Origin of the sequence: Maribacter sp. Asnod1-A12, assembly GCF_045063735.1 — a bacterium.
Taxonomy (GTDB): domain Bacteria; phylum Bacteroidota; class Bacteroidia; order Flavobacteriales; family Flavobacteriaceae; genus Maribacter.
This window is the reverse complement of record NZ_JBEFNZ010000006.1, coordinates 2,624,756-2,649,386: the sequence shown is the minus strand read 5'-3', so window position 1 is coordinate 2,649,386 and position 24,631 is coordinate 2,624,756. Positions and strand designations below refer to the sequence as shown.

Here is a 24,631-nt window from a genome sequence, read left to right as displayed (position 1 = left end):
ATGACGGACGAACTGGAATTATTGAAAAAAGACTGGCAGAAAAAGGAATTTAACGTTCCTAAATTGAGCTATGATGAAATACATAAAATGATATGGAAGAAATCTTCCTCTATCGTTAAATGGATACTTATAATAAGTATACTAGAATTTACACTACCACAACTTCTGTATCTTTTACCTTCTTATAAAGAGGGTATGGAAATCTATGAAAGTTTTGGTATTGCCAAATACTTAAAAGTATTATCTGGTTTAACCTATTTGGTAGCATTTTACTTCATCTTCCAATTCTACAAAAGGTTTAAGGAAATTTCGGTTTTAGATAATTCTAAAAATTTGATGAAGAAAATAATTAAGACCAGAAAGACCGTAAAGCACTATGTTATCTTTTCTTTATCTATGATTATGGTCACTATAATCATAATGGTCATTGGAGTTTATTTAAACGATGATATAACCTCAGCCTTCCCTGAATTAAAAGATAGTCTAGAAAACATATCTGCAGAAAAATTAAAGATTACCGTTATGCTATCCATAGGTATTTTTGGTGTAATATTAACTTTAATTATGGGCGGTATTTACTTTCTACTTTATGGCCTATTACTTAGAAAATTAAAGAATAATTATAGTGAATTGAAACATTTGGCGGTTTAAGGCTGTTTCCACTTTCGCTGCTTGTTCTCTTCTTCAAATGCTAATAAATCTTTTTTAGAAATCACCTTTAAAAATGAAGGATGCTGCTCTATGGCATATTCTAATTTTTCAATTATAGACTCAGAAGTTTCATTATCATAGTCTATTTGTAATGGCTCTTTTATGACCATTGATTGAAGAATTCCTTTTTTCTTCACACGAAGTCCTTTCTTATCAAAAGAACGTCTAAATCCATCGATAACCACTGGAACTACAACCGGCTTGTATTTTTTAATTATATGCGCAGTTCCTTTTCTCAAAGGTTTCCACGGTGTCGTTGTACCTTGAGGAAAAGTAATTACCCAACCATCGTTCAAAGCTTTACCTATACTAGAGATATCGCTCATTTTAACCTGTCGTTTTACATCTTTACCTTCTGAACGCCATGTTCTTTCAACACTTACCGAACCGGCATAAGCCATTATTTTTGTCAATAAACTTTTTCTCATGGTCTCAGCTGCTGCAACATAATACATGTTCAATTTTGGCTGCCAGATATAACCTAAATTTTTTATGGAATCTTCCCTTCCACTTAAACTAGCATTGAAGACATGAAACATAGCTACCACATCAGCAAAGTAAGTTTGGTGGTTGCTTACAAAAAGTACATTTCTATCTGGTAGGTTTCTAATAATCTCAGAACCTTCTATTTCTAACGTATTAAATCGCTTATAGCGCTGATGCGATAGAAGGGCTAAAATACGTATTAGCCATTTTTTTATAAATAAATTATGCCCAAAAGGGTTTTTATCAAATAATCCCATAGAATGCTAAAATAAATAAATATGCCTTATAACACCTGTTTTAATAACTCTTTAATCTCATTTAACACCATAGCCGTTGCTCCCCAAACAATGTAACCGTTTAATTTAAAGGCAGGTACTTCGACATCTACGGCGTAAGATGTTGTCATTTTTTTAAGCACGACTCTTGCTTCATCAAGAAAATCTACAACGGGTACTTCTAGTATTAATTCTACTTCGGTATCTTGTTTTATAAATGGTTTTGGATTTTTATAAAGCCCAATATATGGTTGTACTATAAAATTACTTGGCGGAATAAAAATCTCAGAAATTTCCTTTACCAAAGTAACATCCTTTGGCGAAACACCAACTTCTTCATATGTCTCCCTTAATGCAGTTGTAAGCAATCCATCATCAGATTTTTCAGATTTTCCACCGGGAAAACCTACTTGATTTGAATGTACACCCTTATAGGTTTTACGTAATATTAACAGCAGATTGGTAGACTTCACTTCTGTAGGATAAAACAATGCCATGACAGCCGCCTTTCTTGGATTCTTCTTTGAAAGGTTAATTCGCTGCAAATCTTCAATACGACTTTCTGGTGCCATTTTGTACTGTGAAGCTTCTCCCGGTAGCGGTAGATCCTTTATTTTTGATATTCGTTGTTCAAAAAAATTGAAATCCATGCGTTCACTTAAATTCAATATATTCCTTTTCGTTGCTATTGTAGCTTTTGCTAGCTGCAAAGATACCCCTAAGAAGGTTGACAATACAACTTCTAAGTCACCGACTGCGTTAGACTCTACTAAAATTACAGAAAAAGAAGTTATAATAGACGAGCAAGAAGAAGCTTTTGAACTTACCGAAGACAATGCTATAGATTTCTTTTTCAACTACGAAAAAACATTAACATCGAATAAAGTTAAAATCACTACAAACCTAGGTAGCTTTACCATAGAATTATTTGAGAACGTACCATACCATAGGGCTAATTTCATTTATCTGACTGAAAAAGGTTATTTTGATTATACCCAATTTCATAGAGTTGTGAAAAATTTCATTATTCAGGGTGGCAACTCCGATGATGAACGAACCGGAAAGAAAAGAAATGATTTAGGTAGATATTTATTACCACCTGACACCCGAAAAGGTCATAAACACCATAGAGGTACTGTTTCTATGCCAAGTAGTGAAATGGACAACCCTCATATGTTAGCTAGCCCTTTTGAATTTTTTATAGTGGTAACCGATCCTGGATCTTATCATTTAGATGAAGAGTACACTCCATTTGGGAGAGTTATAGAAGGTATGGACGTGGTTGATAAAATTAATAATGTACCGGTTGAAAAAGGTGATTGGCCTTTACAGAACATTTACATTGAAAAAGCCGAAATTTTAGAGTAGTTGTTGGTTGTTGGTTGTTGGTTGTTGGTTGAAATACAATTATTTGGCTTCGTCAAATATTCCAAAAAAAAATAAAAAAAACTTACACTCCTTTTCGATAAATATTGGGCAGTGAAATCTTGAAGCGAACTGCCAATATCCTCATAATGATGATGGTTACAATAGCCATAGAATAGGCTATGGTATTTTGTATTGGAAATTGAATTAAAAGAAAATAAACCAATCCACCCAAAATACATACCGTTGCATAAATTTCCTTTCTAAATATTACCGGTATTTCATTACATAGAATATCTCTAATTACTCCACCAAAACAAGCTGTGATCGTACCTAAAGCAATACACATAACAGTTGGTAAATCTGCGGCTAAACCTTTTTCAATACCCACCATTGTGTACAAACCTATACCTATAGTATCAAAAAGAAATAGTGACTTTCTAATATATTTCAATTGCTTAACAAAAATGATTGCAAGTAATACCGTAATTACGATTATAAGCAAATGCATAGGTGCGTTCAGCCAACCTACAGGTCTAATACCAATTAATAGATCGCGCAAAGTACCACCACCAACGGCTGTTACAAATGCTATTATAAAGACACCAAATGCATCTAGCTTTTTATCCATAGCAACCAAAACTCCTGAAATGGCAAATGCGATAGTTCCTAAAATATCAATGATAGAATAAAACATTGATTATATCTTTTGGGTAAAGTAATTATAATCTTTTAGCACGGTATCCAAATATGGAATATCATACAATTCTGAATTGGTCTGCAATATACTATCTACTTTATCTCTAAGTGCTTTCAGTGTTTTAAAATCATTACTTTTTTTAGCTATACCAAAGGTTTCTTTGATCAGTCTTACATCTTTATCGGTCAACATGGTAACGTTTACAAATGTGGGCACATACGTATCCTCTACTTCTTCTAAAATGGTATGAGAAACTTTTGTTTTGTTCTTAGCACTTATCACCACAGTACCAGCTGCGGCATCACCCAAGCGTTGTCTTTTTTCTGAAAATAAAATAGAAAGTATACCTATAGAGCCTACAAAAATCCAAATATCAACCAAACGAAGCATCCAACGAATTAAGTAATTGCTCCAGTTTACCGGCGAGCCATCAACTGACACTACCCGCATCTTCATAATCATTTTCCCAACAGTTCTTCCATTAAATATAATATGCATCAATAAACTGTAAAACATTGCTGGTAAAGAAATTAAGCCCACAATACCTCTCTGTGTCCATCCATCATTATAAACATAACCCACTGCATCGCCAATTAAATCGACCAGAATATAATAGAGATATAATATAAATGCATCTATAAAAAATGCCACAATTCGCTCACCAATACCAACAATAGTATAATTAAGGTTAACATTTTGCGTTGTATTGATTTGAAGGTTATTCATTAAGTCTTAAATTTAACAAGGTAAATATAGTTTATGCGCGAAGCTGCTTTTGTAAAGCAAAATAAGGAAAAATGGATAGCATTTGAAAATGCTATAAACCTTGGTGCTACCTCAAACCCAGATGAACTTGCCAATGGCTACATTCAACTTACTAATGATTTAGCCTACGCGCAAACGTATTACGCAGAAAGTAAGACTTTATTGTATTTAAACGAATTAGCTTCTCAGGCTCACCAAAAAATATATAAGAATAAAAAAGAAAACAAAAACCGAATTCTTAGCTTTTGGCTTTATGAATTCCCACTTTTTTTCAAGCAATATCATTACACATTAGGTATCGCTTTTTTAATATTTATAATAGCTTCTGCCATTGGTTCATTATCTGCTTTGAACGACGCTAGCTTTGTTCGTTTAATTTTAGGTGATGCATACGTAAACGAAACCCTAAATAATATTGCCAACGGCGATCCTGCAGCTATCTATAAAGGAGGTAGTGAAATTGGCTCATTTTTAGGTATTACTATCAACAATCTAAGAGTTGCATTTCTTGCCTTTGCTTTTGGTGTAATTACTAGTATTGGTACTGGCTATATTCTTTTCAGTAACGGCGTAATGCTTGGTGCATTCATCACCTTCTTTTATACAAAAGGGGTTTTCTTTGAAGCTAATAAACAAATATGGCTACATGGTACCATAGAAATTTCAGTTATTATCATTGCGGGGTGCGCTGGCTTAATAATGGGCAATAGCATACTATTTCCTAAAACGTATTCTAGACGTGTTTCCTTTATGAAAGGTGCAAAAGATGGACTAAAAGTTGTTGTCAGCACTATTCCGTTTTTTATCATTGCCGGCTTTATAGAAGGTTTTATTACACGATATACTGGTATGCCAAATTGGTTGGCATTTTTTATTATAGGCGCGTCTTTATTTTTAATCATATTTTATTATATAGCATACCCGATCATACTCAACAACCAACATGAAAGACAATTACATACCGTTACGGGTAAACCGTGATTTTGGCGGAATCGTATCCGTTTATTTCGACTTTTTCAAACAAAATATTAAAAACTTTACAAATGTTTTTATAAGCTACAATGGTGTTTTTTTAATAGGTCTTTTAATTACAAGTTACCTATTGGTATCTGGCTTTTTAGGGATGATCGCACAAGAATCTAGCAGTAATTCTTTTGCCAACGGTACGGAGTTTGAACAAGACTATTTTATCTACTTAGGTATTGGCGGCTTTTTATTCGTAATCATTTTTTTAGGTGTCGCTTTCTTGAATTATTCGTTATCTACTAGTTACATGATTAAATACGTTGAGACTAGGGATAAAAACGTTGATAAAAAAGTGGTTTGGCAATTGGCAAAAAGTCAATTTGGAAATATCTTTTTATTCGTATTATTACTTATTCCTATTTATTTTGTGTTTCTCATTGCCGCCATTATTTTGGCTATAATCCCAATTGTGGGGTTTATTGGGCAATATATAGTTCAATTCTTTTTAACCGCCTGGGTAGGTGTTTCTTTTTTTGACATGCTACAAAAGAAAAAAGGAGTAACAGAAGCTTTAGGTGAAGGTTGGAAATTAGTAACCACTAACTTCTGGAAATCTGTAGGTGTCAACTTTATCTTAGGTCTCTTATTAGGTATTTTACTAATGATCGCTTTAATAGTACCTGGCATTATCATAGGTATTTATACCTTTCATGTTGTTGAAAATAACGTAGACTATTCACATTCCATAGTTTCTACAATTGTATACACCTTAGGCACGTGTATTGTACTAATAATTGCGGTGTACGGTCAATGCCTTAGTCAATTTGTAAATGGTGTTTTATATTATGCCCTTTATGAAAAAACATACAATGAAAATACTAGAGCTACTATAGAACAAATAGGTCAAAACGATTAAATTGAAGTATATTTTTCTAATCACATTCTTCCAATTAACCATTCTCTGCACATTTGCACAGGGTTCAAATGATAGTATCATAAAAATTGATTCTTCGTCAATATTGAACATTAGGACCAATAAAGAAGATTTGTCAAAAAAATATACTGGTGATGAGTTTAACTATACATTTAAAACAGGAGAATCTCAAAACCTGCTGGCGCGATTCATAAATTGGGTGGGACAAGGATTGAGTAATATTTTCGGTATTAACATTTCCCCGCAAGTATTACAAATCATTGAATATCTCATTTACTTTTTACTGGTAATTCTTGCTATTTACCTTATCGTTAAGGTGCTGATTAACGAAAATTTTAATTCACTTTTTCAGAAAAAAGCAAAGACCATTAACGACATCAACTTAACAGAAGAGCATATAGAGGGTATTGACATTAATAAGTTACTGAACACAGCTATTGAGAACAAGGATTATAGACTGGCTATACGCTACCAGTTCCTACTTACATTACAAAAGTTATCTAAAAGTGATATTATAGAATGGCATTTTGACAAAACAAACTCTGACTACCTTTCTGAAATAGAACAGCCAGAAATACAAAAGGGGTTTAAGCAAATAGCATACCTATACGATTACATATGGTATGGTGAGCAAACTATAGATAATAATAAATACACGAAATCGGTTTTGGATTTTGAATCGATCAACAAACAAATTCAAACATAACTTGGGTAAGCGTTCTAAAATAATACTTGGGCTTTTGATTGTGGTGCTAATTGGTATCATCGTGACAGAAATTGTGCGTCCTAGACCCATAAATTGGAGACCGTCTTACACATCGGTTTCTAAAATTCCGTTTGGCTGTTTTGTTCTGTTTAACGAACTACCGAACATATTTTCGAACAACGAAATTGAATCTGTCGAAAATAGCATGTACGATATTCTAATTCAACGAGATAGCTCCATACGCTCCAATTATTTAATCATCAACGATTTTGTCTATTTAGATGAGCAAGAGACTAATCAAGTTTTAAAATATGTAGCTGACGGCAATCAAGTTTTTATAGCTAGCAACAATCTTACAGGTCAATTAGCTGATACATTAAATATTGAAATCAGACAACAATATGACATTCAAGAAGATTCTGTAAAAGCTTCGTTTACCAATCAAAATTTTGAACAAGAACATTTCTATTTTACAAGAGGTGTTGACCCTAGTTATTTTGCAAGTGTAGATACCTTAAAAACAGAAATTCTAGGACACCTACAGTTCAAGTCTTCTACCTTTTTAGAAAATAATGAAGATGAAATTAAAGTTAAACCCAACTTTATTAAAACAACTTTTGGTAAGGGAAATTTCTTGATAAACACCTTACCAGTTGCCTATACCAATTATTACGTTTTGGGTGATAATAGTAACTACAGTGTTCAAAGTTTTTCCTACCTAAACGACCAACTTTTGTATTGGGACGATTACAAAAAATCTGGCAGAAAAGTTATTACTTCACCTATGCGGTTTATATTAAACCAGCCTGCCTTAAAATGGAGTTATTACTTACTCGTTATAGGTCTGCTGCTTTTTGTAATCTTTAAAGCAAAAAGAGAACAGCGAATCATACCTATTATTAAACCTTTAGAAAACTCTTCTGTAGAATTTGCAAAAACCGTTGGGTCACTATATTATCAACATAGGGATTATACTAATTTGAACAATAAAAAGATAACTTATTTTTTAACGCACATTAGAAATAAGTACTACCTAAACACTTCAGTTTTAGATGAGAATCTAATAACCCAATTAAGTGCTAAAGCAGGTAAACCTAAAGAAGAAACAAAAGCTTTAATTGAACTCATACTTAGTCTAAAAAACAAAACGGTACATTCTGAACAGGATTCTTTAACCCTAGTTCAGAAAATAAATATATTTAAACAATCTTATGGAAGATAATACACAGGATGAAAACAACGTAGAATTTAATTCGCGCATTGATCTCTCTAAATTACAAGAATCTGTAGCCAAGGTTAAATCTGAATTAGGAAAAGTAATTATAGGTCAACAAGACATGATCGAGTTACTGATTGTTTCTATTTTGGCAAATGGGCATTCACTTATTGAAGGTGTACCTGGTGTTGCCAAAACAGTGACCGCAAAGCTTTTGGCAAAAACAATGAACGTAGATTTTAGTAGAATTCAATTTACGCCAGATTTAATGCCAAGTGATATTTTAGGTACTTCCATTTTTAATGTAAAAACCTCTGAATTTGAATTTAAAAAAGGTCCTATATTCTCTAATATTATTCTGATTGATGAGATAAACCGAGCACCTGCCAAAACCCAAGCCGCTCTTTTTGAAGCTATGGCGGAACGACAGATTACTATTGATGGAAATGAATTTGAAATGCAGCCTCCATTTTTAGTCTTTGCTACACAAAACCCTGTTGAGCAGGAAGGCACATATAGACTGCCGGAAGCTCAATTAGACCGTTTTCTATTTAAAATTAATGTACACTACCCAACTTTAGAAGAAGAAATACAGATACTTGAAAACAAACATCAACAGAAAAATACGAACGTTGAAGCACTAATAGATTCCGTTCTTTCAGCCGAACAGATTGCAGCTTATCAATTAGTGATAAAAGATATTATCGTTGAAGACAACTTACTAAAGTATATTGCCGCTATTGTCAACAATACTAGAACAAATGCTAATTTATATTTAGGTGCATCGCCAAGAGCTTCAATAGCTATTTTAGATGCTTCTAAAGCCGTTGCAGCCATTAACGGAAGAGATTTTATTACTCCCGATGATATTAAAAAAGTAGTAGGTCCTATTCTAGGTCATAGAATTATCTTGACCCCTGAAAGGGAAATGGATGGCTATACTGCTGAGAAGATGATTAGCGACCTTATTCAAACTATAGAAATTCCAAGATAATTATCGTGAAAAAGGTTTTCAAAAATATATTTCTTCAAAAAAGATTCTTTCTGGCTTTAACAGGAATCATCTTGTGCTTTTTAATATCCTATATTTTTGAAAATGTATCTTTTGTAGCCAAGCTTCTCTTTTATCTATTTTTAGCCCTTACAATTGTAGACATTATCCTTTTATTTTTATCTAAAGGAACCATAATTGCCGATAGAATTGTACCTGACAAACTTTCTAATGGTGATGAAAATAAAATCAAAATCAAGGTCACTAATCAATACCTATTTACAAGCCATGTAAACATCATAGATGAACTTCCTTTCCAATTTCAAAAACGCGATTTTAATTTTCATAGCGTATTAAAATCAGGAGAACAAAAGTTTTATAATTACAATGTAAGACCTGTTGAACGTGGAGTCTATAGTTTTGGAAATTTAAACGTATTCGCTACATCCTCCATTGGTTTGTTGGCCAAGAAATATACATTTGACCAAGATAAAGAAGTACCTGTTTATCCATCCTTTTTACAACTTCGTAAATATGACCTTTTAGCTTTTAGCAATCGCTTATTTGAATTCGGAATTAAAAAAATTCGACGTATTGGCCATACGATGGAGTTTGAACAAATTAAAGATTACATACAAGGCGATGATATTCGTAATATAAATTGGAAGGCAACGGCAAAAAGAGGTCAGTTAATGGTCAACCAATTTCAAGACGAAAAATCGCAACCTATTTATTCTATTATAGACAAAGGTAGAGTAATGAAAATACCTTTTAAGTCCCTTAGCTTATTAGATTATGCCATCAACGCCACTTTGGTCATAAGCAATATTGCACTTAAAAAGAATGATAAAGCGGGTATGTTTTCTTTTAGCAATAAAATTGAAAACAGGGTCGTTGCCGAACGTAGAAGTTCTCAAATGAACCTTATTTTAGAAACACTATATAATCTGGAGACTAATTTTGTTGAGAGTGATTATAGTAGATTGTACATTGACACAAAAAGGCATTTACCTCAAAGAAGCCTGCTATTATTATACACTAATTTTGAAACCCTTGATGCTTTACATCGTCAATTACCTTATTTACAAGCAATAGCCAAACAGCATTTATTGGTGGTCATTTTCTTTGAGAATACAGAGTTATTTTCTTTTGCACAAGAGAAACCAAATAGTACTCTTGAAGTTTACGAACAGGCTATTGCAGAGAAATTTATCTACGAAAAACAATTAGTAGTAAATGAACTAAGGAAGTATGGTATACAGACTATTTTAACTAAACCTGAAGATTTAACCATTAATACAATTAATAAATACTTAGAAATAAAAGCGAAGGGACTTTTATAGTCTACCTAAGAAGGTAAGCCGCCTGTAATTCTGAAGAAATATCACCAGTTCCGTTTTCTACGAATACGGGTAACTGAATTTGATTAGTATGGTCTATTTGTGCCACCAGGCAACCACAGCTTTTGCCTCTTCTATTACCTCCTCTACCATTGCTTCCACTCCCAGTAAAAACTTCCAAAGCCAAAGCAGATATTACTCCGCCTAACGTGGTAAATACAACATCTCTTGTTTCCCAATCTGCTCCTCTTGAAGAATCATAGATAGCCTCTTTTGCCAGACCTGCTGCAAAAGCACTGCCAACCGCACCGGTCCAGGTCCAAGCTCTATTACCATTAGATAATTTATTGGCAGCATAGCCGCCAACGCCGCCAATTACGACACCCGCTCCTAAATGTTTGGCAGCATCTGCACTTGTACCATTTTGTCCATAAAAATTAAAAAATGTAAAAAACAGAAATAGAAAAATAATATATTTCATTTCACAGGGGGATTTTTCTGAATAACGCTATTTTCAAAATAAAAGTATATCTACACTTAAATGAATAGCTTGGTAAACTTAGGTTTTAAAAGGTAATTTTTATAGTCTAATAAAATTTAAAATAGACTGTATAACTTCGCTTAATATAAGATGATAAAATAGGCACTTAAAAATCAATTTTAAATAAACACAACATTAAACTAACGTCATTTATTCGCAAGTTCGAGTCTCTTTTAAATTGAATATCATCACAATAATATTAAAAGGTAACTGACTATTTAAATAAGATTTAGTCGATGTAACTTTAATTGATCCTAATAACTTTTTATTTATTATTAATACTAAAACGTATGTGCATATCAATTATAATATAGATGTTCAAATCTATAAAGATTTACAATTGCGTTTTTTTAAAATAAAATTATAAACAAGGATAGTTTTTCTTTTAATATAAATAAGGAAGTCGAAAATAAACGACTAAAATTTCATTACGAATTCTAAATATAAGTATCAAATAAATTTAACTTCATAACAAGTAAAAAAACATAAATTTAGTTTTGGTAGTTACTAGCACATTAATATAATTCTTTACATAAATGTTAAAAACACACTAAAAATTAGAAGCCTTTTTCTTTTTATAACTTACTCTTTCTTATATTTAAGTAATATATTGATTTCGTTAAGCACTCAACGTATTCTGCATATTTCCCGAAATTAGAAATTAAAGATAAGGCAATAATTCATTATCTAATGAATTTTTTACATGTGAACAATACGATAAATCGAATTGGTTTTTAAAAATTATAAAATTTGTCTAAACAGAATTCTTCATACAGCGATTCAAAAAGTATAAACTTTTTAGATGAATTTGGCTTAATAACCGTTATCTCTTCTATTTTCACCTTTGCAGTTTATATCTATACGTTATTATTCTGCTCTTTCATTGAACAGATTCTAGCACTTGTAGTTGCTATAGGTTTTGCTTTGGGGTTTCTTTTAAATCGATTAAAACTTCATAAGACTACTCGAATATATATGACCCTATTTCCACCGGTCATTTTCATGACTCTTATATTTTTAATTGGAGGTTTTTTCGGTCAGGCAGTTGCTTTTGCTACCATGGGTTTTTTAGCATTTATAGGCTATCGTAAAAACCCTAGACTAAGAAATATAATAATCGTTTTTGACATTCTAGCATTTATAATACCCACAATTTACATTTCGATCAATGAACCTATTTTAGGTACTATAGATGTACCTTTTGACGAAGTTTTTGCTTTTCTAGCATGTTTAGCATGGCTTTCCTTAACATTTAGAATGTATGACCAAAACAAAACTAGAACTTATACAAATGATCTAGAAAACCATATTACTGCATTAAAAAAAAGTGAGTTAAATCTTAAAAATGCCCAAAACGATTTAAAAAACCAGAATAATCAACTTGCTATTCTAAATAATGAATTAAGATTAAAAAACACTCATATCGAGGAATTTACATTTATTGTTACCCACGATTTAAAAGGTCCTCTTAATAATATAAATGTCATTGCAACAGAAATAGAGAAAAAGCATCAATCAAGTGATTATACTAATTTAAGCAGTTATTTAAAACACTTACAGGGTAGTTCAAAAAGATTATCAAATTTAGTAGAAGGACTTTTAAAGTATGCTGAAATTGGCAATTCAAGCGGTATGGAAACTGTCATCGTAGCTGATATTTTACAATTAGTTTGTGATGATTTATCTGAAATTATCAAAGAAACTAATGCAAAAATAAAAATTAGTGAGATGCCTATATTGATTGCTAGACCTAGCGACATAAGAATGCTTTTTCAAAATTTGATTCACAATGCTTTAAAATTCAAGGCTCAGAACGTTCAACCTGTAATAACCATTTCATCCGAAAATAAAAATGGCGAGTACTTATTCAGTGTTGCCGATAATGGAATTGGAATACCTAAAGAGCATTTAGGAAATGTTTTCAATGCTTTTCACAAGTTACATAACCAAACAAAATATGAGGGCTCAGGCATAGGTCTTTACGGAAGCAAAAAAATAATTGACCATCATTTAGGTAAAATTTGGGTAGAGTCTGAAGTAAATATGGGCAGTACCTTTTATTTTACTATCAACACGAAATCATTCAATAACAACTTTAATCAAGAACAACTAGAAAGTGTAAATTAAAACACGAAGCAACAGAATAATATTAAATTGAAAACAATGAATGTAAATTATATAAAAGTTTTTGGAGGCAATAAGTATAGAAGCACTTCGAATAAAGAGTAAGTTAAAAGAAAATGATATAATACCGATTCTTAAAGATGAGACAGAATCAGCACGGCTTGCCGGTTTCGGTTCTCCCCAGCCTGAGCTAGTAGAAATTTTCGTTAATAAAGACGAAGAAGAAAAAGCATTGACACTAATGACCCAACTTAATAAATCATAAAAAATAAAAAAGCCTCTATAGAAGAGGCTTTTTTATGATTTAAAACTAATTTTTAGTCAAAGGTGTAATCTCTAACTTTCTAAATTCGACTGGACCATGATCTCCTTGAATCATTATTGGTCCTGCTTCAGCTTCATTATTGTCTAAAGCGCCACCTGTCATCGCCTCAATATTCTGATTTGAAATTACAGTTTTTCCATTTGCGACAATGGTAACTCTCCTTCCGATTAAAGTAATGTCATACGTTTGCCATTCACCTGCTTTCTTAGCCGCATTTTCGTTAGGTGTTAGCAAACCATAAATCCCTCCAAAATAAATTGAAGAAGGCTCTAATCCTATATTATCTGCTATTTGAACTTCGTAGCGACCACGTAAATACAAACCGCTGTTACTACCTTCTGGGTATCTAAATTCTACATGTAATTTAAAATCCTTGAATTTTTCTTCTGACACTAAGTTTACTCCGGGTTTAGAGCTAGTCAATATACCATCTAAAACCGCCCATTGATTTCCTGGTTTCATCTCCCATCCTTTTAAGTTTTTACCATTAAAAAGCTTCACGGTCTTGCCCTCTTTCGCATTGTCATAATACGGTAGTTTTGGGGATTTTGTAGCCGTCCAATTATACGTTTTTCCATCTACATAAATCATGGTTCCTGTTAAACCTTCTCCTTCTTTTTTACCTTCAAATTCCATATTGGCAGCTCCTGGCTCCCACTGTGGCGGAATTTCAAATGAAAATAATTCTCCGTGCTTTTCAATCTCAGCAACTGGTCTTGCACTACCAAATGCATACGTAAATCTACCAATCAAAGTATTGGTACCAGAATGTCTAATTTCTAACCATGATGGTAATTTTTTGCCTTCTTGATCAATTGTCAAATTCCATTTTCCTTCTAACGGATGACCTTCTTGAGCCTGTAGTAGGTTTAAATTGAAAGCCATCAAAAAAATGAAAGCAGCTGTTTTTATAGTATTCATATAATTATTGGTTTGATAAGTAATCAAATATAAAAGAAGTTTCAATTATTGATTCTAAACAACTTGTAAAATATTGAAAAAATAAAATCTAATTTTACTAATATTAAATTAGGATTATCTACAAAGAGGAAAGTTCTGCTTTCCTCTTTTCAAATTCTCTCATCAACTGTTTTACAATTTCACCTGCAGGTTTAATTTCGTGTATTAAAGCTGATGCTTGACCAATTTCTAGTTCGCCATCTTCTAAGTCGCCTAAGAACATACCTTTTTTAGCACGACCTCTACCTAAGAGTGATTTCAACTCATCGGTAGTTGCTCCGTGAGCATATGCTTTTTGCACTTCGTTATAGAATTTGTTTTTAACTAAACGAACAGGAGCTAATTCTTTTAATGTCAACTGCGTATCCCCTTCTTTGGAATTGACTACTACCTCTTTGAAATTCATATGATTCGATGCTTCTTCACTAGCTACAAATCGACTACCCACTTGCACTCCGTCTGCACCTAAAACCATGGCTGCTAACATGGCCCTACCAGTGGCAATACCTCCTGCTGCAATTAAAGGAATAGTTATTTTTTCTTTCACTGCAGGAATCAAAACCAATGTTGTTGTTTCATCTCTACCATTATGACCGCCTGCTTCAAATCCTTCCGCTACAATTGCATCTACCCCGGCATCCTGTGCTTTTAATGCAAATTTCAAGCTACTGACCACATGCACAACCGTAATTCCTTTTTCTTTTAGAAAGGAGGTCCAAGTCTTAGGATTTCCTGCTGTTGTAAACACAATTTTTACACCCTCGGCAACGATAATATCCATCAACTTATCAATATCAGGATACAACATAGGGATATTTACTCCAAAAGGTTTTGAGGTGGCTTTCTTGCATTTTTTAATATGCTCTCGTAAAACATCAGGGTACATGCTCCCGGCACCAATAACTCCCAATCCTCCAGCATTGGATACAGCACTGGCTAGTCTCCATCCGCTGGTCCAAATCATTCCTCCTTGAATAATTGGAAATTCTATATTGAAAAGTTCAGTAATTCTATTATGCATGTATTTGATATATTATAAAATCTCGATTATCGCGTAAAAGCTTTCATTTTAAAGATATAATTATAACTCTTAAAATGTAAACTCTTATTTAAGATATAACACCAGATCCTATTAGATCATCATCTAAATACCAAGCCACGAACTGACCCTCAGTAATTGCAGATTGCATTTCTTTGAAATCTACGTACATACCTCCTTCCACTCTATAAATAGTAGCTTCTTGAAGTTCTTGACGATACCTAATACGTGCTTTTACTTCTAATTTCTCATCAATATTTAAGGATAAATCCGTACGTACCCAATGTATTTCTTCATCCTTTACAAATAAAGTTCTTCTATACAGCCCTGGGTGTGCCTTACCTTGACCAGTATAAATGATATTCTCGTTAACATCGGTATCTATTACAAATAAAGGCTCTTTTGTTCCACCCACGTGCAGCCCTTTTCGTTGCCCTTTGGTAAAATAGTGCGCACCTTGATGCTCACCAACAACTTTACCGTCAGTTAAATGGTATACAGGTTTCTCCGCGTAAAACTCTAATTCCGAGTTTTTATCATTGAAATTAGGTGTTGCACGTTCGTAAGCTTCGAACCCAGCAGGAACTTCAACAATTTTACCTGTTTTTGGTTTTAACTGTTGTTGTAAAAACTCCGGCAATCTAACCTTACCTATAAAGCATAAACCTTGTGAATCTTTTTTATCTGCAGTTATCAAATTCATCTTTGCGGCAATTTCCCTAACCTGCGGCTTGGTCAACTCCCCTATTGGAAATAATGTTTTTGATAATTGCTCTTGCGATAATTGACATAAAAAATAGGACTGATCTTTATTACCATCTTTCCCAGCTAACAACTGGTAGGTTTCGGTACCGTCTGTATTTTTGATAGTGCCCTTTCTACAGTAATGACCGGTAGCTACATAATCTGCTCCAAGCTGCATAGCTATTTTCATAAAGACATCAAACTTGATTTCTCTATTACAAAGCACATCAGGATTTGGAGTACGTCCCATCTCGTACTCCTTAAACATATAATCAACTATACGCTCTTTATACTCAGTACTTAAATCAACTGTTTGAAACGGAATACCCAATTTTTCAGCGACAATTAATGCATCGTTGCTATCTTCTAACCACGGACATTCTTCTGATATCGTTACCGAATCATCATGCCAATTCTTCATAAACAAACCAATGACATCATAACCTTGTTCCTTTAAAAGGTATGCCGCCACGCTTGAATCTACTCCTCCAGAAAGTCCTATTACTACTTTTTTCATCTCTTCTTCTTGGTCGATACAAAATTACGAAATTTCATTTCAAAGTCTATTTTTTTCAAACACTGCTTTTCCCATAAACCTTTAACGATAAGCATAGTAAAATTCGATGCTCAGCCAATTTCCTTTTTACCTACATATTTTTTTGAGTTAAAAATATTTTGTTAAACTTTTTTAAAAATTAGTTAAACAATAGGTAACTATCGTATTTTTAGCATTGTAGATGATTTATTACCATAAATGTATTTTATTACATTTAATGTTAAACATCTTTTACACTTAATTAAACAATCTTTAAAAACACAGTTATGAAAAAAATGTTGAGATTACGAAACTTTTTACTGCTACTCACCATTGCAATGATTACATGGTCTTGTAGTGACGATGATGATGTGGAACCTATGACAGCTGACGAATTGACCATTGTTGAAACTGCCCAGGCAGAAGACGCTCTTTCTTCATTGGTTTCCGCACTTACTACCGCAGATAATTCTGAAGGAACAGATTTTGTTGGTACATTGAGTTCTGACGGACCTTTTACCGTTTTCGCCCCAACAAATGATGCCTTTACGGCCTTATTAAATCAACTAGATGATTTTGAATCATTATCCGATTTTGATACGGATGAAGAACGAGCAATTTTAACCTCTATTCTAACCTATCATGTAGTATCGGGTGTTGCTGCAAGTTCTTCTGACCTTAGTAACGGAATGACAGTTACTACTGTTCAAGGTGAAGATTTGACCATTAATATAGATGGTGACGTTTTTATTGATGATGCTACTGAAGTAGATGCAAAGGTTGTTATTGCAGATGTTGAAGCTAGTAACGGAGTGGTACATGTTATCGATAAAGTAATGTTGCCACAAGCAATTATCGACGCTTTAAATGGCGAAGAAATGCCTGAGGAAAACGGAACTTTAGTTGATATAGTAGTAGCTACCGAACCATTATCACTATTAGAAGCTGCAGTAATCAAAGCTGATTTGGTTGCAACTCTTAGTTCAGACGGTCCTTTTACCGTTTTTGCACCTACCGATGATGCTTTTGTTGCTTTATTGGAGGTTCTAGGTGATGATTACAATAGTCTTGATGATTTTGATACCGATGAAGAAATTGCTCTATTAAAGAATATTTTATTATTTCATGTGGTTGCTGCAGAAGTAAAATCAACTGATTTGGCTGCGGGGCAAGTTGCTACGGCGTTGGAAAATAATAGCGTTGAAATTATAGCTTCGGGCGACACGTTTGTTATAGGCGATGCTTCTGATACTGACGCAAATATTACAGGTGTAGACATTATGGCATCTAACGGTATTGCACATACAATAGATAAAGTCTTATTACCACAAGCGGCTATAGATTTCGTTACCAGTCTACAATTAAAAACCATTGTTGATACTGCTGTTGCAACAGATGATTTAAATTTATTGGTAGACGCTCTTGGCCAAGCAGATGCTGGTTTGGTAGAAACATTAAGTAGTGACGGACCATTTACTGTATTCGCCCCAACAAACGATGCTTTTGTTGCTTTATTAGATTCTTTAGGTGAAGATTACAATAGCTTGGCGGATTTTGACACAGAAGCTGAAAAGGATTTATTGGCGACCATTCTTACCTATCACGTAGTTTCTGGTAGTGCCGCTTTCTCAACTGATTTAAGTGACGGACAGACAATTACTACTTTTCAAGGTGAAAACGTAGGTATCAATATTAAGGAAGATGGTACTGTACATGTTGAAGATGCAAGTGCAGATAACGCTACTGTAGTTATAGCAGATGTAGAAGCAAGTAACGGCGTAGTTCATGTAATTAACAAGGTACTTTTACCACAGGCAGCACTTGATGCGCTTTAATAAATACCATTCAATTCAACACAAAAGAAAACCTTCCTACAAATAGGAAGGTTTTTTTATGCCTTAAAATGGCTAACATCATTATACACTCTTTTAACATACAATAACCCAACCTTGACAACTAACTTTTTATAGAACCTTAAATTAATTACATCTTTGACATCCCAAATCTTACCAAACCAAGCCTTAACCAATGGCAAAAGCCCTTTCAAAATTGAAAGGGCTTTTATTTTTATATGAGTATATGAAGTTTTTTTAATTCTTCTTCTGCGCTTCTGCTTGCTCCATCATTTCACGCATTTTCTTTTGAAACTTGTTCTCCTTTTTAGGTTTCTTCTTATTCTCTTGTATTTGAGCATGTATCTTATCATTATCTATGATAACATTCTTAATGACCAACATAATACCTATGGTAATTAAGTTAGACACAAAATAATACAAACTTAAACCACTCGCATAGTTGTTAAAGAAAAACAACATCATAAATGGCATTAGATACATGATGAACTTCATGTTAGGCATACCAGGTTGTGTTGGCATGTTCTGACCCGTAGTCATATTCATGTAAAAGAAAATCGCTATGGAAGCCAATATTGGAAACAAACTTACGTGGTCTCCATAGAAAGGAATTGAGAACCCTTCTGGGAATTGATAAATAGTATCAAAAGACGAAAGGTCATCTGCCCATAAGAATGATTTCTGACGTAATGCGAAGGATGTTGGGAAAAACATGAAAAGCGCATAGAAAATAGGCATTTGTATGACCGCGGGTATACAACCACTCATGGGGCTGACCCCAGCCTTACCATACAATTTCATGGTTTCTTGTTGCTTCTTCATCGCATTGTCCTTGTACTTCTCCCCTAACTCCGTGATTTCAGGTTTCAACACCTTCATCTTCGCTTGAGATAAATACGACTTATAGGTTACCGGCGACATTGCCAAACGAACTAAGATCGTCATGATAACAATCGCAATACCGTAAGGGAAATACGTACTGATCAAGCCATAGAAAGGTGTAAACACATAACGGTTGATCCACCCGAAAATACCCCAACCAAAAGGAATAGAATCTACTAAACCTAAATCTTCGTACTGAGATAAGGTATCAACATCGGTAGGACCAAAATACCAATGTAAATCTTTAGATATTTCTCCGCCTTCCAATTCCACAGGTAAAGCAGATGCATATTCTTTAGTAAAACCAAAAGTTCTACTTTCTTCTTCCACTAAATTAACAGAAGTAAGATCTCCACCTTTAAAAGGCTCATCAGCTGCTAGAATACTACTAAAAAAATGCTGTCTGTATGAAATCCACTTTATATCTTCTTCAGTTTCCTCGTCATCACTTCCTTCAGAAAGTTTACTTATCTTACCATCTTCATGGTTATAGGTTAAACGTGTATACCTGTTTTCATATTGAATACTTTTTGAGTGGCGTATCCCTTTTAATTTCCAATCTAAGATTACCGGCTTACTTGTGCTAATAACATTGTCCAAACCTTTAGACTTGATCGTAAAGTCCACTAAATAATCGTTCGGCTTAATAACATATCTATACTCTAAATATTGATTACCAGATGTCTTAGCTTTTAATGATAATACCTTATTACCATTGTCATTTGACATTGTTGGCTCAAAATATAAATCTTGGGTATTCAATGTTCTATTATCAGAAGTGGCAAAATCCAATCCGAAAGAAGCATTACCATCCTTTATTAAATATACAGGTACAGAATCATAGGTAACGAATTGTTTCATTTTCGCTTCTACAATTTGTCCACCTTTATTACTAATCTTTAATAAAAGTACTTCATTCTCAAAAGTAGTAATGTCATTAGAAGGTTTTGTAAAACCAAATGCGCCAAGTTTACCTTGGTAATTGGCAACTGCAGTAGAATCTTGTAAATCTAATTGCGGTACATCATTGATAACAGTTTCTGTTCCTGAATTTTCTGATGCCTTTGCAGCCTCTACTTGTTCTTGCTTTGCCTTTTCTGCCTCTAACTCTTCTGGAGTTGGTTGATTTTGGTAAAACATGAAGATGAGTATTCCAAAAATAAGCACGAAGCCAATTATGGATTGTACATCAAATTTCTTTTCTTCCATGTGGTATTTCTAATTAATTGGGAATATTTTGAGTTTTTAAGAAAGCAAATATATGTCCAAATATGATGTTTATGCCAATGTGGCATTAGTTTGTGCATTTTTATGCTCTAAAGCAGCCTTAACCAAGCCAACAAACAATGGATGTGGATTAGCTACCGTACTCTTATATTCAGGGTGATACTGCACGCCAATAAACCAAGGATGATCTTCTAACTCTACAATTTCAACCAAATTGGTTTCTTTGTTAAAACCTGTAGCCTTTAGACCTGCATTCTCTAATTGCTCTAAATATGCATTGTTAAACTCATACCTATGACGATGACGCTCAGAAATTTGAGACTCACCATTATACATTTCTTTAACAAGGCTACCTTCCTTCAATTCACAATCCCACGCTCCTAAACGCATGGTACCACCTTTATCGGTAATACTTTTTTGTTCTTCCATAATACTAATTACCGGATCAGGAGTGTTTTCATCCATCTCTGTAGAATTTGCATTTGCAAGACCTAACACATTACGTGCATATTCAATAACTGCCATCTGCATACCTAAGCATATACCCAAAAATGGAATATTCATTACACGTGCATATTCAACAGCCTTCACTTTACCTTCTATACCACGCTCACCAAAGCCTGGTGCTACCAAAATAGCATCCAATCCTTTTAGCTTGTTCTCATAGTTGGCAGCTGTAATGTATTCTGAATGAACAGATTTTACTTTTACTTTTACCTCGTTAGCAGCTCCCGCATGTATAAAAGCTTCTAGAATAGATTTATATGAATCTTGTAACTCTACATACTTACCCACTAAACCTATAGTAACCTCATCTTTTGGGTTCTTATGTCTCGCCAAGAACTCGTTCCAACGACCTAAATCTGGAGCTACTTCATTAGGCAATGCCAATTTCTGTAAGGTTACGGTATCTAAACCTTCTTCTTGCATTAATAACGGCACATCATAAATTGTAGATGCATCAATACTCTGTATGACCGCTTCACGCTTTACATTACAGAAAAGCGCTAGTTTATCTTTAATATCATTAGAAATCTCATGCTCTGTTCTGCACACCAAAATATCGGCTTTTATACCGCTTTCCATAAGTGTTTTTACAGAGTGTTGTGTAGGTTTGGTCTTTAATTCACCTGCAGCTGATAAATAAGGTACAAGAGTTAAATGAATTACAATAGCATTGTTATCTCCAAGTTCCCAAAGAAGTTGACGAACCGCTTCAATATATGGCAAAGATTCAATATCCCCTACCGTACCACCAATTTCAGTAATCACAATATCATATTCACCGCTTTTACCTAAAACCTGAACACGTTCTTTAATTTCATTTGTAATGTGGGGAACCACTTGTACGGTCTTACCTAAAAATTCCCCTCTACGTTCTTTTTCAATAACGCTTTGGTAAATTCTACCTGTAGTAACATTGTTCGCTTGAGAGGTACGAACATTTAAAAAACGCTCATAATGACCTAAATCTAGATCTGTTTCCGCACCATCATCAGTTACATAACATTCGCCATGCTCATAAGGGTTTAAAGTTCCTGGATCTACATTAATGTAAGGATCTAGTTTTTGAATGGTAGTTTTGTAGCCGCGAGATTGCAGTAATTTCGCTAAAGATGCAGCAATGATGCCTTTTCCTAACGAAGAAGTAACGCCTCCCGTAACGAAGATGTATTTGGTTTGTGCCATGTATCAATTTCTATGTTACGGGACACAAAGTTACAAATTGAGGTGAGAACTTAACGGGTTTCCTTAGGAAAATGTTTTTGTATTTTTCGAATTATCGATTCTAAGCCATTTGTTTTGATTTCTAACATAGATTGCAACAAATCTCCCAATTTACCATCAGGAAATCCTTTTTGTTTAAACCAAACTAAATAAGGTTCTGGCAAATCTATTAGATACCTCCCCTTAAACTTACCAAATGGCATTCTGTAATGTGCCAATTCTATTAATTTTTCCTTATCAGGATTTATTTCCATCTTTTAATCTAAAAAAATTATCTTTAAAAAAATCAACAACTCACAACAACATGAAACGTAGAAATTTTATTGGAACCTCGGCGGCTGCTTCTGTCGGATTCTTAACCACCTCAGCTGCAGTAGCAAACAACAATAAAAACGAAGCTACCGCCAAACTAAAGTACAATATTAACCATAGTGTTTGTTATTGGTGCTATGGTAGCATCCCTTTTGAAGATTTTCTTAAAAATTTAGTAGAGCTAGATATACGTTCTGTAGATCTAGTGGGACCAGATGAATTTCCGCTTTTAAAAAAATATAATATCCACGCTGCCATGTGTTGGGGTGCTGGCATGGGTATTGAAAAAGGTTTTAACGACCTCTCTTTACATGATGAATTAATTGCAGACTACGAACGCGTAATTCCGTTAGTAGCTGAAGTAGGCTACACCAACCTTATATGTTTTAGTGGTAATAGAAACGGAATGAACGATCTAGTTGGTTTACGTAACTGTGCCATTGGATTAAAAAAATTAATGCCTTTGGCTGAAAAGCACGGTGTTGTTTTACAGATGGAACTTTTAAACAGTAAGGTGGACCATAAAGACTATATGTGCGATACTTCTGAGTGGGGCGTTTCTCTTTGTGAAGCTATAGGATCCGAACATTTTAAACTGCTATATGATATTTACCATATGCAAATTATGGAGGGCGACATTATAAGAAATATCGAAAATTACCACCAATACTACGGACACTACCATACTGGCGGAAACCCTGGCAGACACGAAATCGATGAAACACAGGAAATTTTCTACCCTGCCGTAATGAAGGCTATTTTAAAAACGGGTTATACCGGTCACGTAGCACAAGAATTTGTACCTAGTTGGGAAAACAAAATAGATGCTTTAAAACAAGGCGTTACTATTTGTGATGTGTAGTTTTAATAATAACTTTTCTTAATTCTAAAATATCAATTAGGGTGTAGTCTAAATACTCGAATGAATAAAAAAGCACTTCTCTAAGAAGTGCTTTTTTTATACCTAAAAATCTTAAATCTTATTGATTTAAAGCCTCTTCTATCTCTTTTACCCAACGTTCTTGTACAGGTAGATTTCTAGAATAGTTGGTTTCTGAATCGTATTTATTTTGAAAATCATTTAGTTGGCGAATGGTAGCCTTGTAGATTTTACGAATCTCTTCTTTTACGTTCTTGGAAAATTTTGTCTCTGCCAATTTCTTTCGCAATTTGCGTGCATAGAGTTCGGTAATATCAAAATGCAATTGTTCGTGTAGCAAGGTTATGTCATTACAGAGCGCAGGTTTATACCATGACTTTGTTGGATAAAAATAGGCAAATACCTTATAATCTACCTGTAATTCATTATTCTCGTAAAAAGTGGAAAAGCGATAGGTTATACCACTTGCCGTGGTTGCTGCTGCTCTAGAATTTATGGGAGCAGCTCCTTTAAAATCGTTCCAAGTAAATCTAAAATCAGGTTCCCAAGACACTACCTCTTGACTCTGAACATTAGAGATGCTCAGTAGCGCTAAAAGAAATATAATAAAATGCACCTTTTTTATAAGTCCCAATTATAAGTGATTACTTTCTCAATATCTGGATGTAAACTATAATGCACAGGGCAAGTGTTTGCCGTGTGCACCAAAATTTTTCTGTTCTTATCTGATATTTCTTTTGGCAAATGAACCTCAACTTCTATTTTAGAAATTCTTCTTGGTGAAGCTGCCATATGTTTGGTGACAGATGCCGTAGTGCCTTTTAGGTCTACTTCCAATCCGTTTGCCTTAATACCCATCATTGTCAACATACAACTTGCCAAACCTGTAGCCACGGTATCGGTAGGTGAAAATGCCTGTCCTAATCCGTTATTGTCTACCGGTGCATCCGTAACAAAAGAATCGTTCGATTGTAAATGAATACATTCTGTTCTTAACTCGCCGTTGTAAGTAACCTTTGATGTCAT

At 33.9% G+C, this 24,631-nt stretch carries 25 protein-coding genes; 12 read left to right on the top strand and 13 right to left on the bottom strand.

What is annotated here, in order from left to right; translation table 11 throughout:
• Positions 1-651, top strand: coding sequence for a hypothetical protein (locus ACJJVP_RS11270; RefSeq protein WP_405413752.1), 651 nt, complete (start codon positions 1-3; stop codon positions 649-651).
• Here ACJJVP_RS11270 and ACJJVP_RS11265 read toward each other — a convergent pair.
• Complete coding sequence (locus tag ACJJVP_RS11265) at positions 648-1,454, bottom strand: lysophospholipid acyltransferase family protein (RefSeq protein WP_405413750.1); 807 nt, start codon at positions 1,452-1,454, stop codon at positions 648-650. The two genes, ACJJVP_RS11270 and ACJJVP_RS11265, sit on opposite strands and share 4 nt — an antisense overlap.
• Before the next feature lie 26 nt (positions 1,455-1,480).
• Positions 1,481-2,122: an NUDIX hydrolase gene (locus ACJJVP_RS11260; RefSeq protein ID WP_405413748.1), complete on the bottom strand. Its 642-nt coding sequence runs from the start codon at positions 2,120-2,122 to the stop codon at positions 1,481-1,483.
• On the opposite strand from ACJJVP_RS11260, the gene ACJJVP_RS11255 reads away from it, so the two are divergent.
• Entirely contained in the window at positions 2,121-2,840 is a 720-nt protein-coding gene (locus ACJJVP_RS11255) for a peptidylprolyl isomerase (protein ID WP_405413747.1), read from the top strand. The genes ACJJVP_RS11260 and ACJJVP_RS11255 overlap by 2 nt on opposite strands.
• A gap of 82 nt (positions 2,841-2,922) precedes the next feature.
• Here ACJJVP_RS11255 and ACJJVP_RS11250 read toward each other — a convergent pair whose 3' ends face one another.
• Together ACJJVP_RS11250 and ACJJVP_RS11245 are read right to left on the bottom strand one after the other, a co-directional pair.
• Positions 2,923-3,534 carry a trimeric intracellular cation channel family protein gene (locus ACJJVP_RS11250; RefSeq protein WP_405413746.1) on the bottom strand — a complete coding sequence of 204 codons (612 nt, stop codon included), beginning with the start codon at positions 3,532-3,534 and terminating at the stop codon, positions 2,923-2,925.
• 3 nt (positions 3,535-3,537) lie between these two features.
• Positions 3,538-4,263, bottom strand: a complete 726-nt coding sequence (locus ACJJVP_RS11245) for an RDD family protein (RefSeq protein WP_405413745.1) — start codon at positions 4,261-4,263, stop codon at positions 3,538-3,540.
• A 33-nt stretch (positions 4,264-4,296) separates the two neighbouring features.
• Here ACJJVP_RS11245 and ACJJVP_RS11240 point away from each other — a divergent pair, with 33 nt between their 5' ends.
• The 6 genes from ACJJVP_RS11240 to ACJJVP_RS11215 all read left to right on the top strand — a co-directional run bounded on the left by ACJJVP_RS11240 (position 4,297) and on the right by ACJJVP_RS11215 (position 10,458).
• Complete coding sequence (locus ACJJVP_RS11240; RefSeq protein WP_405413744.1) at positions 4,297-5,283, top strand: stage II sporulation protein M; 987 nt, start codon at positions 4,297-4,299, stop codon at positions 5,281-5,283.
• Positions 5,246-6,184, top strand: a complete 939-nt coding sequence (locus ACJJVP_RS11235) for a hypothetical protein (RefSeq protein ID WP_405413743.1) — start codon at positions 5,246-5,248, stop codon at positions 6,182-6,184. The genes ACJJVP_RS11240 and ACJJVP_RS11235 overlap by 38 nt, the downstream gene beginning before the upstream one ends.
• Before the next feature lies 1 nt (position 6,185).
• Positions 6,186-6,908 carry a DUF4129 domain-containing protein gene (locus ACJJVP_RS11230; protein WP_157486576.1) on the top strand — a complete coding sequence of 241 codons (723 nt, stop codon included), beginning with the start codon at positions 6,186-6,188 and terminating at the stop codon, positions 6,906-6,908.
• A gap of 61 nt (positions 6,909-6,969) precedes the next feature.
• Positions 6,970-8,130: a DUF4350 domain-containing protein gene (locus ACJJVP_RS11225; protein WP_405413741.1), complete on the top strand. Its 1,161-nt coding sequence runs from the start codon at positions 6,970-6,972 to the stop codon at positions 8,128-8,130.
• Positions 8,120-9,118 (top strand): AAA family ATPase, encoded by a 999-nt coding sequence (locus tag ACJJVP_RS11220; RefSeq protein WP_405413740.1) that lies wholly within the window; start codon positions 8,120-8,122, stop codon positions 9,116-9,118. The genes ACJJVP_RS11225 and ACJJVP_RS11220 overlap by 11 nt, the downstream gene beginning before the upstream one ends.
• Before the next feature lie 5 nt (positions 9,119-9,123).
• Entirely contained in the window at positions 9,124-10,458 is a 1,335-nt protein-coding gene (locus ACJJVP_RS11215; RefSeq protein WP_405413738.1) for a DUF58 domain-containing protein, read from the top strand.
• A 1-nt stretch (position 10,459) separates the two neighbouring features.
• On the opposite strand, the gene ACJJVP_RS11210 is transcribed toward ACJJVP_RS11215, so the two are convergent.
• The gene (locus tag ACJJVP_RS11210; RefSeq protein ID WP_405413736.1) at positions 10,460-10,936 is read right to left on the bottom strand and encodes a hypothetical protein; all 477 of its coding nucleotides are present in this window, start codon (positions 10,934-10,936) and stop codon (positions 10,460-10,462) included.
• Between the two features lie 810 nt (positions 10,937-11,746).
• Here ACJJVP_RS11210 and ACJJVP_RS11205 point away from each other — a divergent pair.
• Together ACJJVP_RS11205 and ACJJVP_RS11200 are read left to right on the top strand one after the other, a co-directional pair.
• Entirely contained in the window at positions 11,747-13,123 is a 1,377-nt protein-coding gene (locus ACJJVP_RS11205) for an ATP-binding protein (RefSeq protein ID WP_405413735.1), read from the top strand.
• A gap of 61 nt (positions 13,124-13,184) precedes the next feature.
• The gene (locus ACJJVP_RS11200) at positions 13,185-13,385 is read left to right on the top strand and encodes a putative signal transducing protein (protein ID WP_405413734.1); all 201 of its coding nucleotides are present in this window, start codon (positions 13,185-13,187) and stop codon (positions 13,383-13,385) included.
• A 45-nt stretch (positions 13,386-13,430) separates the two neighbouring features.
• Here the strand turns inward: ACJJVP_RS11200 and ACJJVP_RS11195 are convergent, their stop codons facing one another.
• From ACJJVP_RS11195 to mnmA, 3 genes are all read right to left on the bottom strand, one after another.
• Positions 13,431-14,366, bottom strand: coding sequence for a DUF1080 domain-containing protein (locus ACJJVP_RS11195; RefSeq protein ID WP_405413731.1), 936 nt, complete (start codon positions 14,364-14,366; stop codon positions 13,431-13,433).
• A gap of 118 nt (positions 14,367-14,484) precedes the next feature.
• Positions 14,485-15,426: an NAD(P)H-dependent flavin oxidoreductase gene (locus ACJJVP_RS11190; RefSeq protein ID WP_405413729.1), complete on the bottom strand. Its 942-nt coding sequence runs from the start codon at positions 15,424-15,426 to the stop codon at positions 14,485-14,487.
• An 88-nt stretch (positions 15,427-15,514) separates the two neighbouring features.
• A complete protein-coding gene (mnmA, locus tag ACJJVP_RS11185; protein WP_405413726.1) occupies positions 15,515-16,705 on the bottom strand; it encodes a tRNA 2-thiouridine(34) synthase MnmA in 1,191 nt (396 codons plus the stop codon).
• A 305-nt stretch (positions 16,706-17,010) separates the two neighbouring features.
• On the opposite strand from mnmA, the gene ACJJVP_RS11180 reads away from it, so the two are divergent.
• The gene (locus ACJJVP_RS11180) at positions 17,011-18,558 is read left to right on the top strand and encodes a fasciclin domain-containing protein (RefSeq protein ID WP_405413724.1); all 1,548 of its coding nucleotides are present in this window, start codon (positions 17,011-17,013) and stop codon (positions 18,556-18,558) included.
• Between the two features lie 255 nt (positions 18,559-18,813).
• Here ACJJVP_RS11180 and yidC read toward each other — a convergent pair whose 3' ends face one another.
• The 3 genes from yidC to ACJJVP_RS11165 form a co-directional block, all read right to left on the bottom strand.
• Positions 18,814-20,667, bottom strand: a complete 1,854-nt coding sequence (gene yidC, locus ACJJVP_RS11175) for a membrane protein insertase YidC (RefSeq protein ID WP_405413722.1) — start codon at positions 20,665-20,667, stop codon at positions 18,814-18,816.
• Positions 20,668-20,736: 69 nt separating this feature from the next.
• Complete coding sequence (locus tag ACJJVP_RS11170; RefSeq protein ID WP_405413719.1) at positions 20,737-22,374, bottom strand: CTP synthase; 1,638 nt, start codon at positions 22,372-22,374, stop codon at positions 20,737-20,739.
• 50 nt (positions 22,375-22,424) lie between these two features.
• Positions 22,425-22,667, bottom strand: coding sequence for a DUF3820 family protein (locus tag ACJJVP_RS11165; RefSeq protein ID WP_036155820.1), 243 nt, complete (start codon positions 22,665-22,667; stop codon positions 22,425-22,427).
• 50 nt (positions 22,668-22,717) lie between these two features.
• Here ACJJVP_RS11165 and ACJJVP_RS11160 point away from each other — a divergent pair, with 50 nt between their 5' ends.
• The gene (locus ACJJVP_RS11160) at positions 22,718-23,587 is read left to right on the top strand and encodes a hydroxypyruvate isomerase family protein (RefSeq protein ID WP_405413717.1); all 870 of its coding nucleotides are present in this window, start codon (positions 22,718-22,720) and stop codon (positions 23,585-23,587) included.
• A gap of 118 nt (positions 23,588-23,705) precedes the next feature.
• Here the strand turns inward: ACJJVP_RS11160 and ACJJVP_RS11155 are convergent, their stop codons facing one another.
• Together ACJJVP_RS11155 and ACJJVP_RS11150 are read right to left on the bottom strand one after the other, a co-directional pair.
• Positions 23,706-24,239: a DUF922 domain-containing protein gene (locus ACJJVP_RS11155; RefSeq protein WP_405413715.1), complete on the bottom strand. Its 534-nt coding sequence runs from the start codon at positions 24,237-24,239 to the stop codon at positions 23,706-23,708.
• On the bottom strand, positions 24,227-24,631 hold the full coding sequence (locus tag ACJJVP_RS11150) for an OsmC family protein (protein ID WP_405413712.1): 405 nt from the start codon (positions 24,629-24,631) through the stop codon (positions 24,227-24,229). Before ACJJVP_RS11150 ends, ACJJVP_RS11155 begins: the two co-directional genes overlap by 13 nt.

What these genes read in the sequence shown, in the direction of transcription:
- ACJJVP_RS11190 (WP_405413729.1), bottom strand. Translation starts at nt 15,426, where the DNA reads ATGCATAATAGAATTACTGAACTTTTCAATATAGAATTTCCAATTATT.
- ACJJVP_RS11255 (WP_405413747.1), top strand. Translation starts at nt 2,121, where the DNA reads ATGCGTTCACTTAAATTCAATATATTCCTTTTCGTTGCTATTGTAGCT.
- ACJJVP_RS11150 (WP_405413712.1), bottom strand. Translation starts at nt 24,631, where the DNA reads ATGACATCAAAGGTTACTTACAACGGCGAGTTAAGAACAGAATGTATT.
- ACJJVP_RS11250 (WP_405413746.1), bottom strand. Translation starts at nt 3,534, where the DNA reads ATGTTTTATTCTATCATTGATATTTTAGGAACTATCGCATTTGCCATT.
- ACJJVP_RS11180 (WP_405413724.1), top strand. Translation starts at nt 17,011, where the DNA reads ATGAAAAAAATGTTGAGATTACGAAACTTTTTACTGCTACTCACCATT.
- ACJJVP_RS11245 (WP_405413745.1), bottom strand. Translation starts at nt 4,263, where the DNA reads ATGAATAACCTTCAAATCAATACAACGCAAAATGTTAACCTTAATTAT.
- ACJJVP_RS11220 (WP_405413740.1), top strand. Translation starts at nt 8,120, where the DNA reads ATGGAAGATAATACACAGGATGAAAACAACGTAGAATTTAATTCGCGC.
- ACJJVP_RS11170 (WP_405413719.1), bottom strand. Translation starts at nt 22,374, where the DNA reads ATGGCACAAACCAAATACATCTTCGTTACGGGAGGCGTTACTTCTTCG.
- ACJJVP_RS11265 (WP_405413750.1), bottom strand. Translation starts at nt 1,454, where the DNA reads ATGGGATTATTTGATAAAAACCCTTTTGGGCATAATTTATTTATAAAA.
- ACJJVP_RS11165 (WP_036155820.1), bottom strand. Translation starts at nt 22,667, where the DNA reads ATGGAAATAAATCCTGATAAGGAAAAATTAATAGAATTGGCACATTAC.
- ACJJVP_RS11240 (WP_405413744.1), top strand. Translation starts at nt 4,297, where the DNA reads ATGCGCGAAGCTGCTTTTGTAAAGCAAAATAAGGAAAAATGGATAGCA.
- ACJJVP_RS11195 (WP_405413731.1), bottom strand. Translation starts at nt 14,366, where the DNA reads ATGAATACTATAAAAACAGCTGCTTTCATTTTTTTGATGGCTTTCAAT.
- ACJJVP_RS11270 (WP_405413752.1), top strand. Translation starts at nt 1, where the DNA reads ATGACGGACGAACTGGAATTATTGAAAAAAGACTGGCAGAAAAAGGAA.
- yidC (WP_405413722.1), bottom strand. Translation starts at nt 20,667, where the DNA reads ATGGAAGAAAAGAAATTTGATGTACAATCCATAATTGGCTTCGTGCTT.
- mnmA (WP_405413726.1), bottom strand. Translation starts at nt 16,705, where the DNA reads ATGAAAAAAGTAGTAATAGGACTTTCTGGAGGAGTAGATTCAAGCGTG.
- ACJJVP_RS11160 (WP_405413717.1), top strand. Translation starts at nt 22,718, where the DNA reads ATGAAACGTAGAAATTTTATTGGAACCTCGGCGGCTGCTTCTGTCGGA.
- ACJJVP_RS11210 (WP_405413736.1), bottom strand. Translation starts at nt 10,936, where the DNA reads ATGAAATATATTATTTTTCTATTTCTGTTTTTTACATTTTTTAATTTT.
- ACJJVP_RS11235 (WP_405413743.1), top strand. Translation starts at nt 5,246, where the DNA reads ATGAAAGACAATTACATACCGTTACGGGTAAACCGTGATTTTGGCGGA.
- ACJJVP_RS11260 (WP_405413748.1), bottom strand. Translation starts at nt 2,122, where the DNA reads ATGGATTTCAATTTTTTTGAACAACGAATATCAAAAATAAAGGATCTA.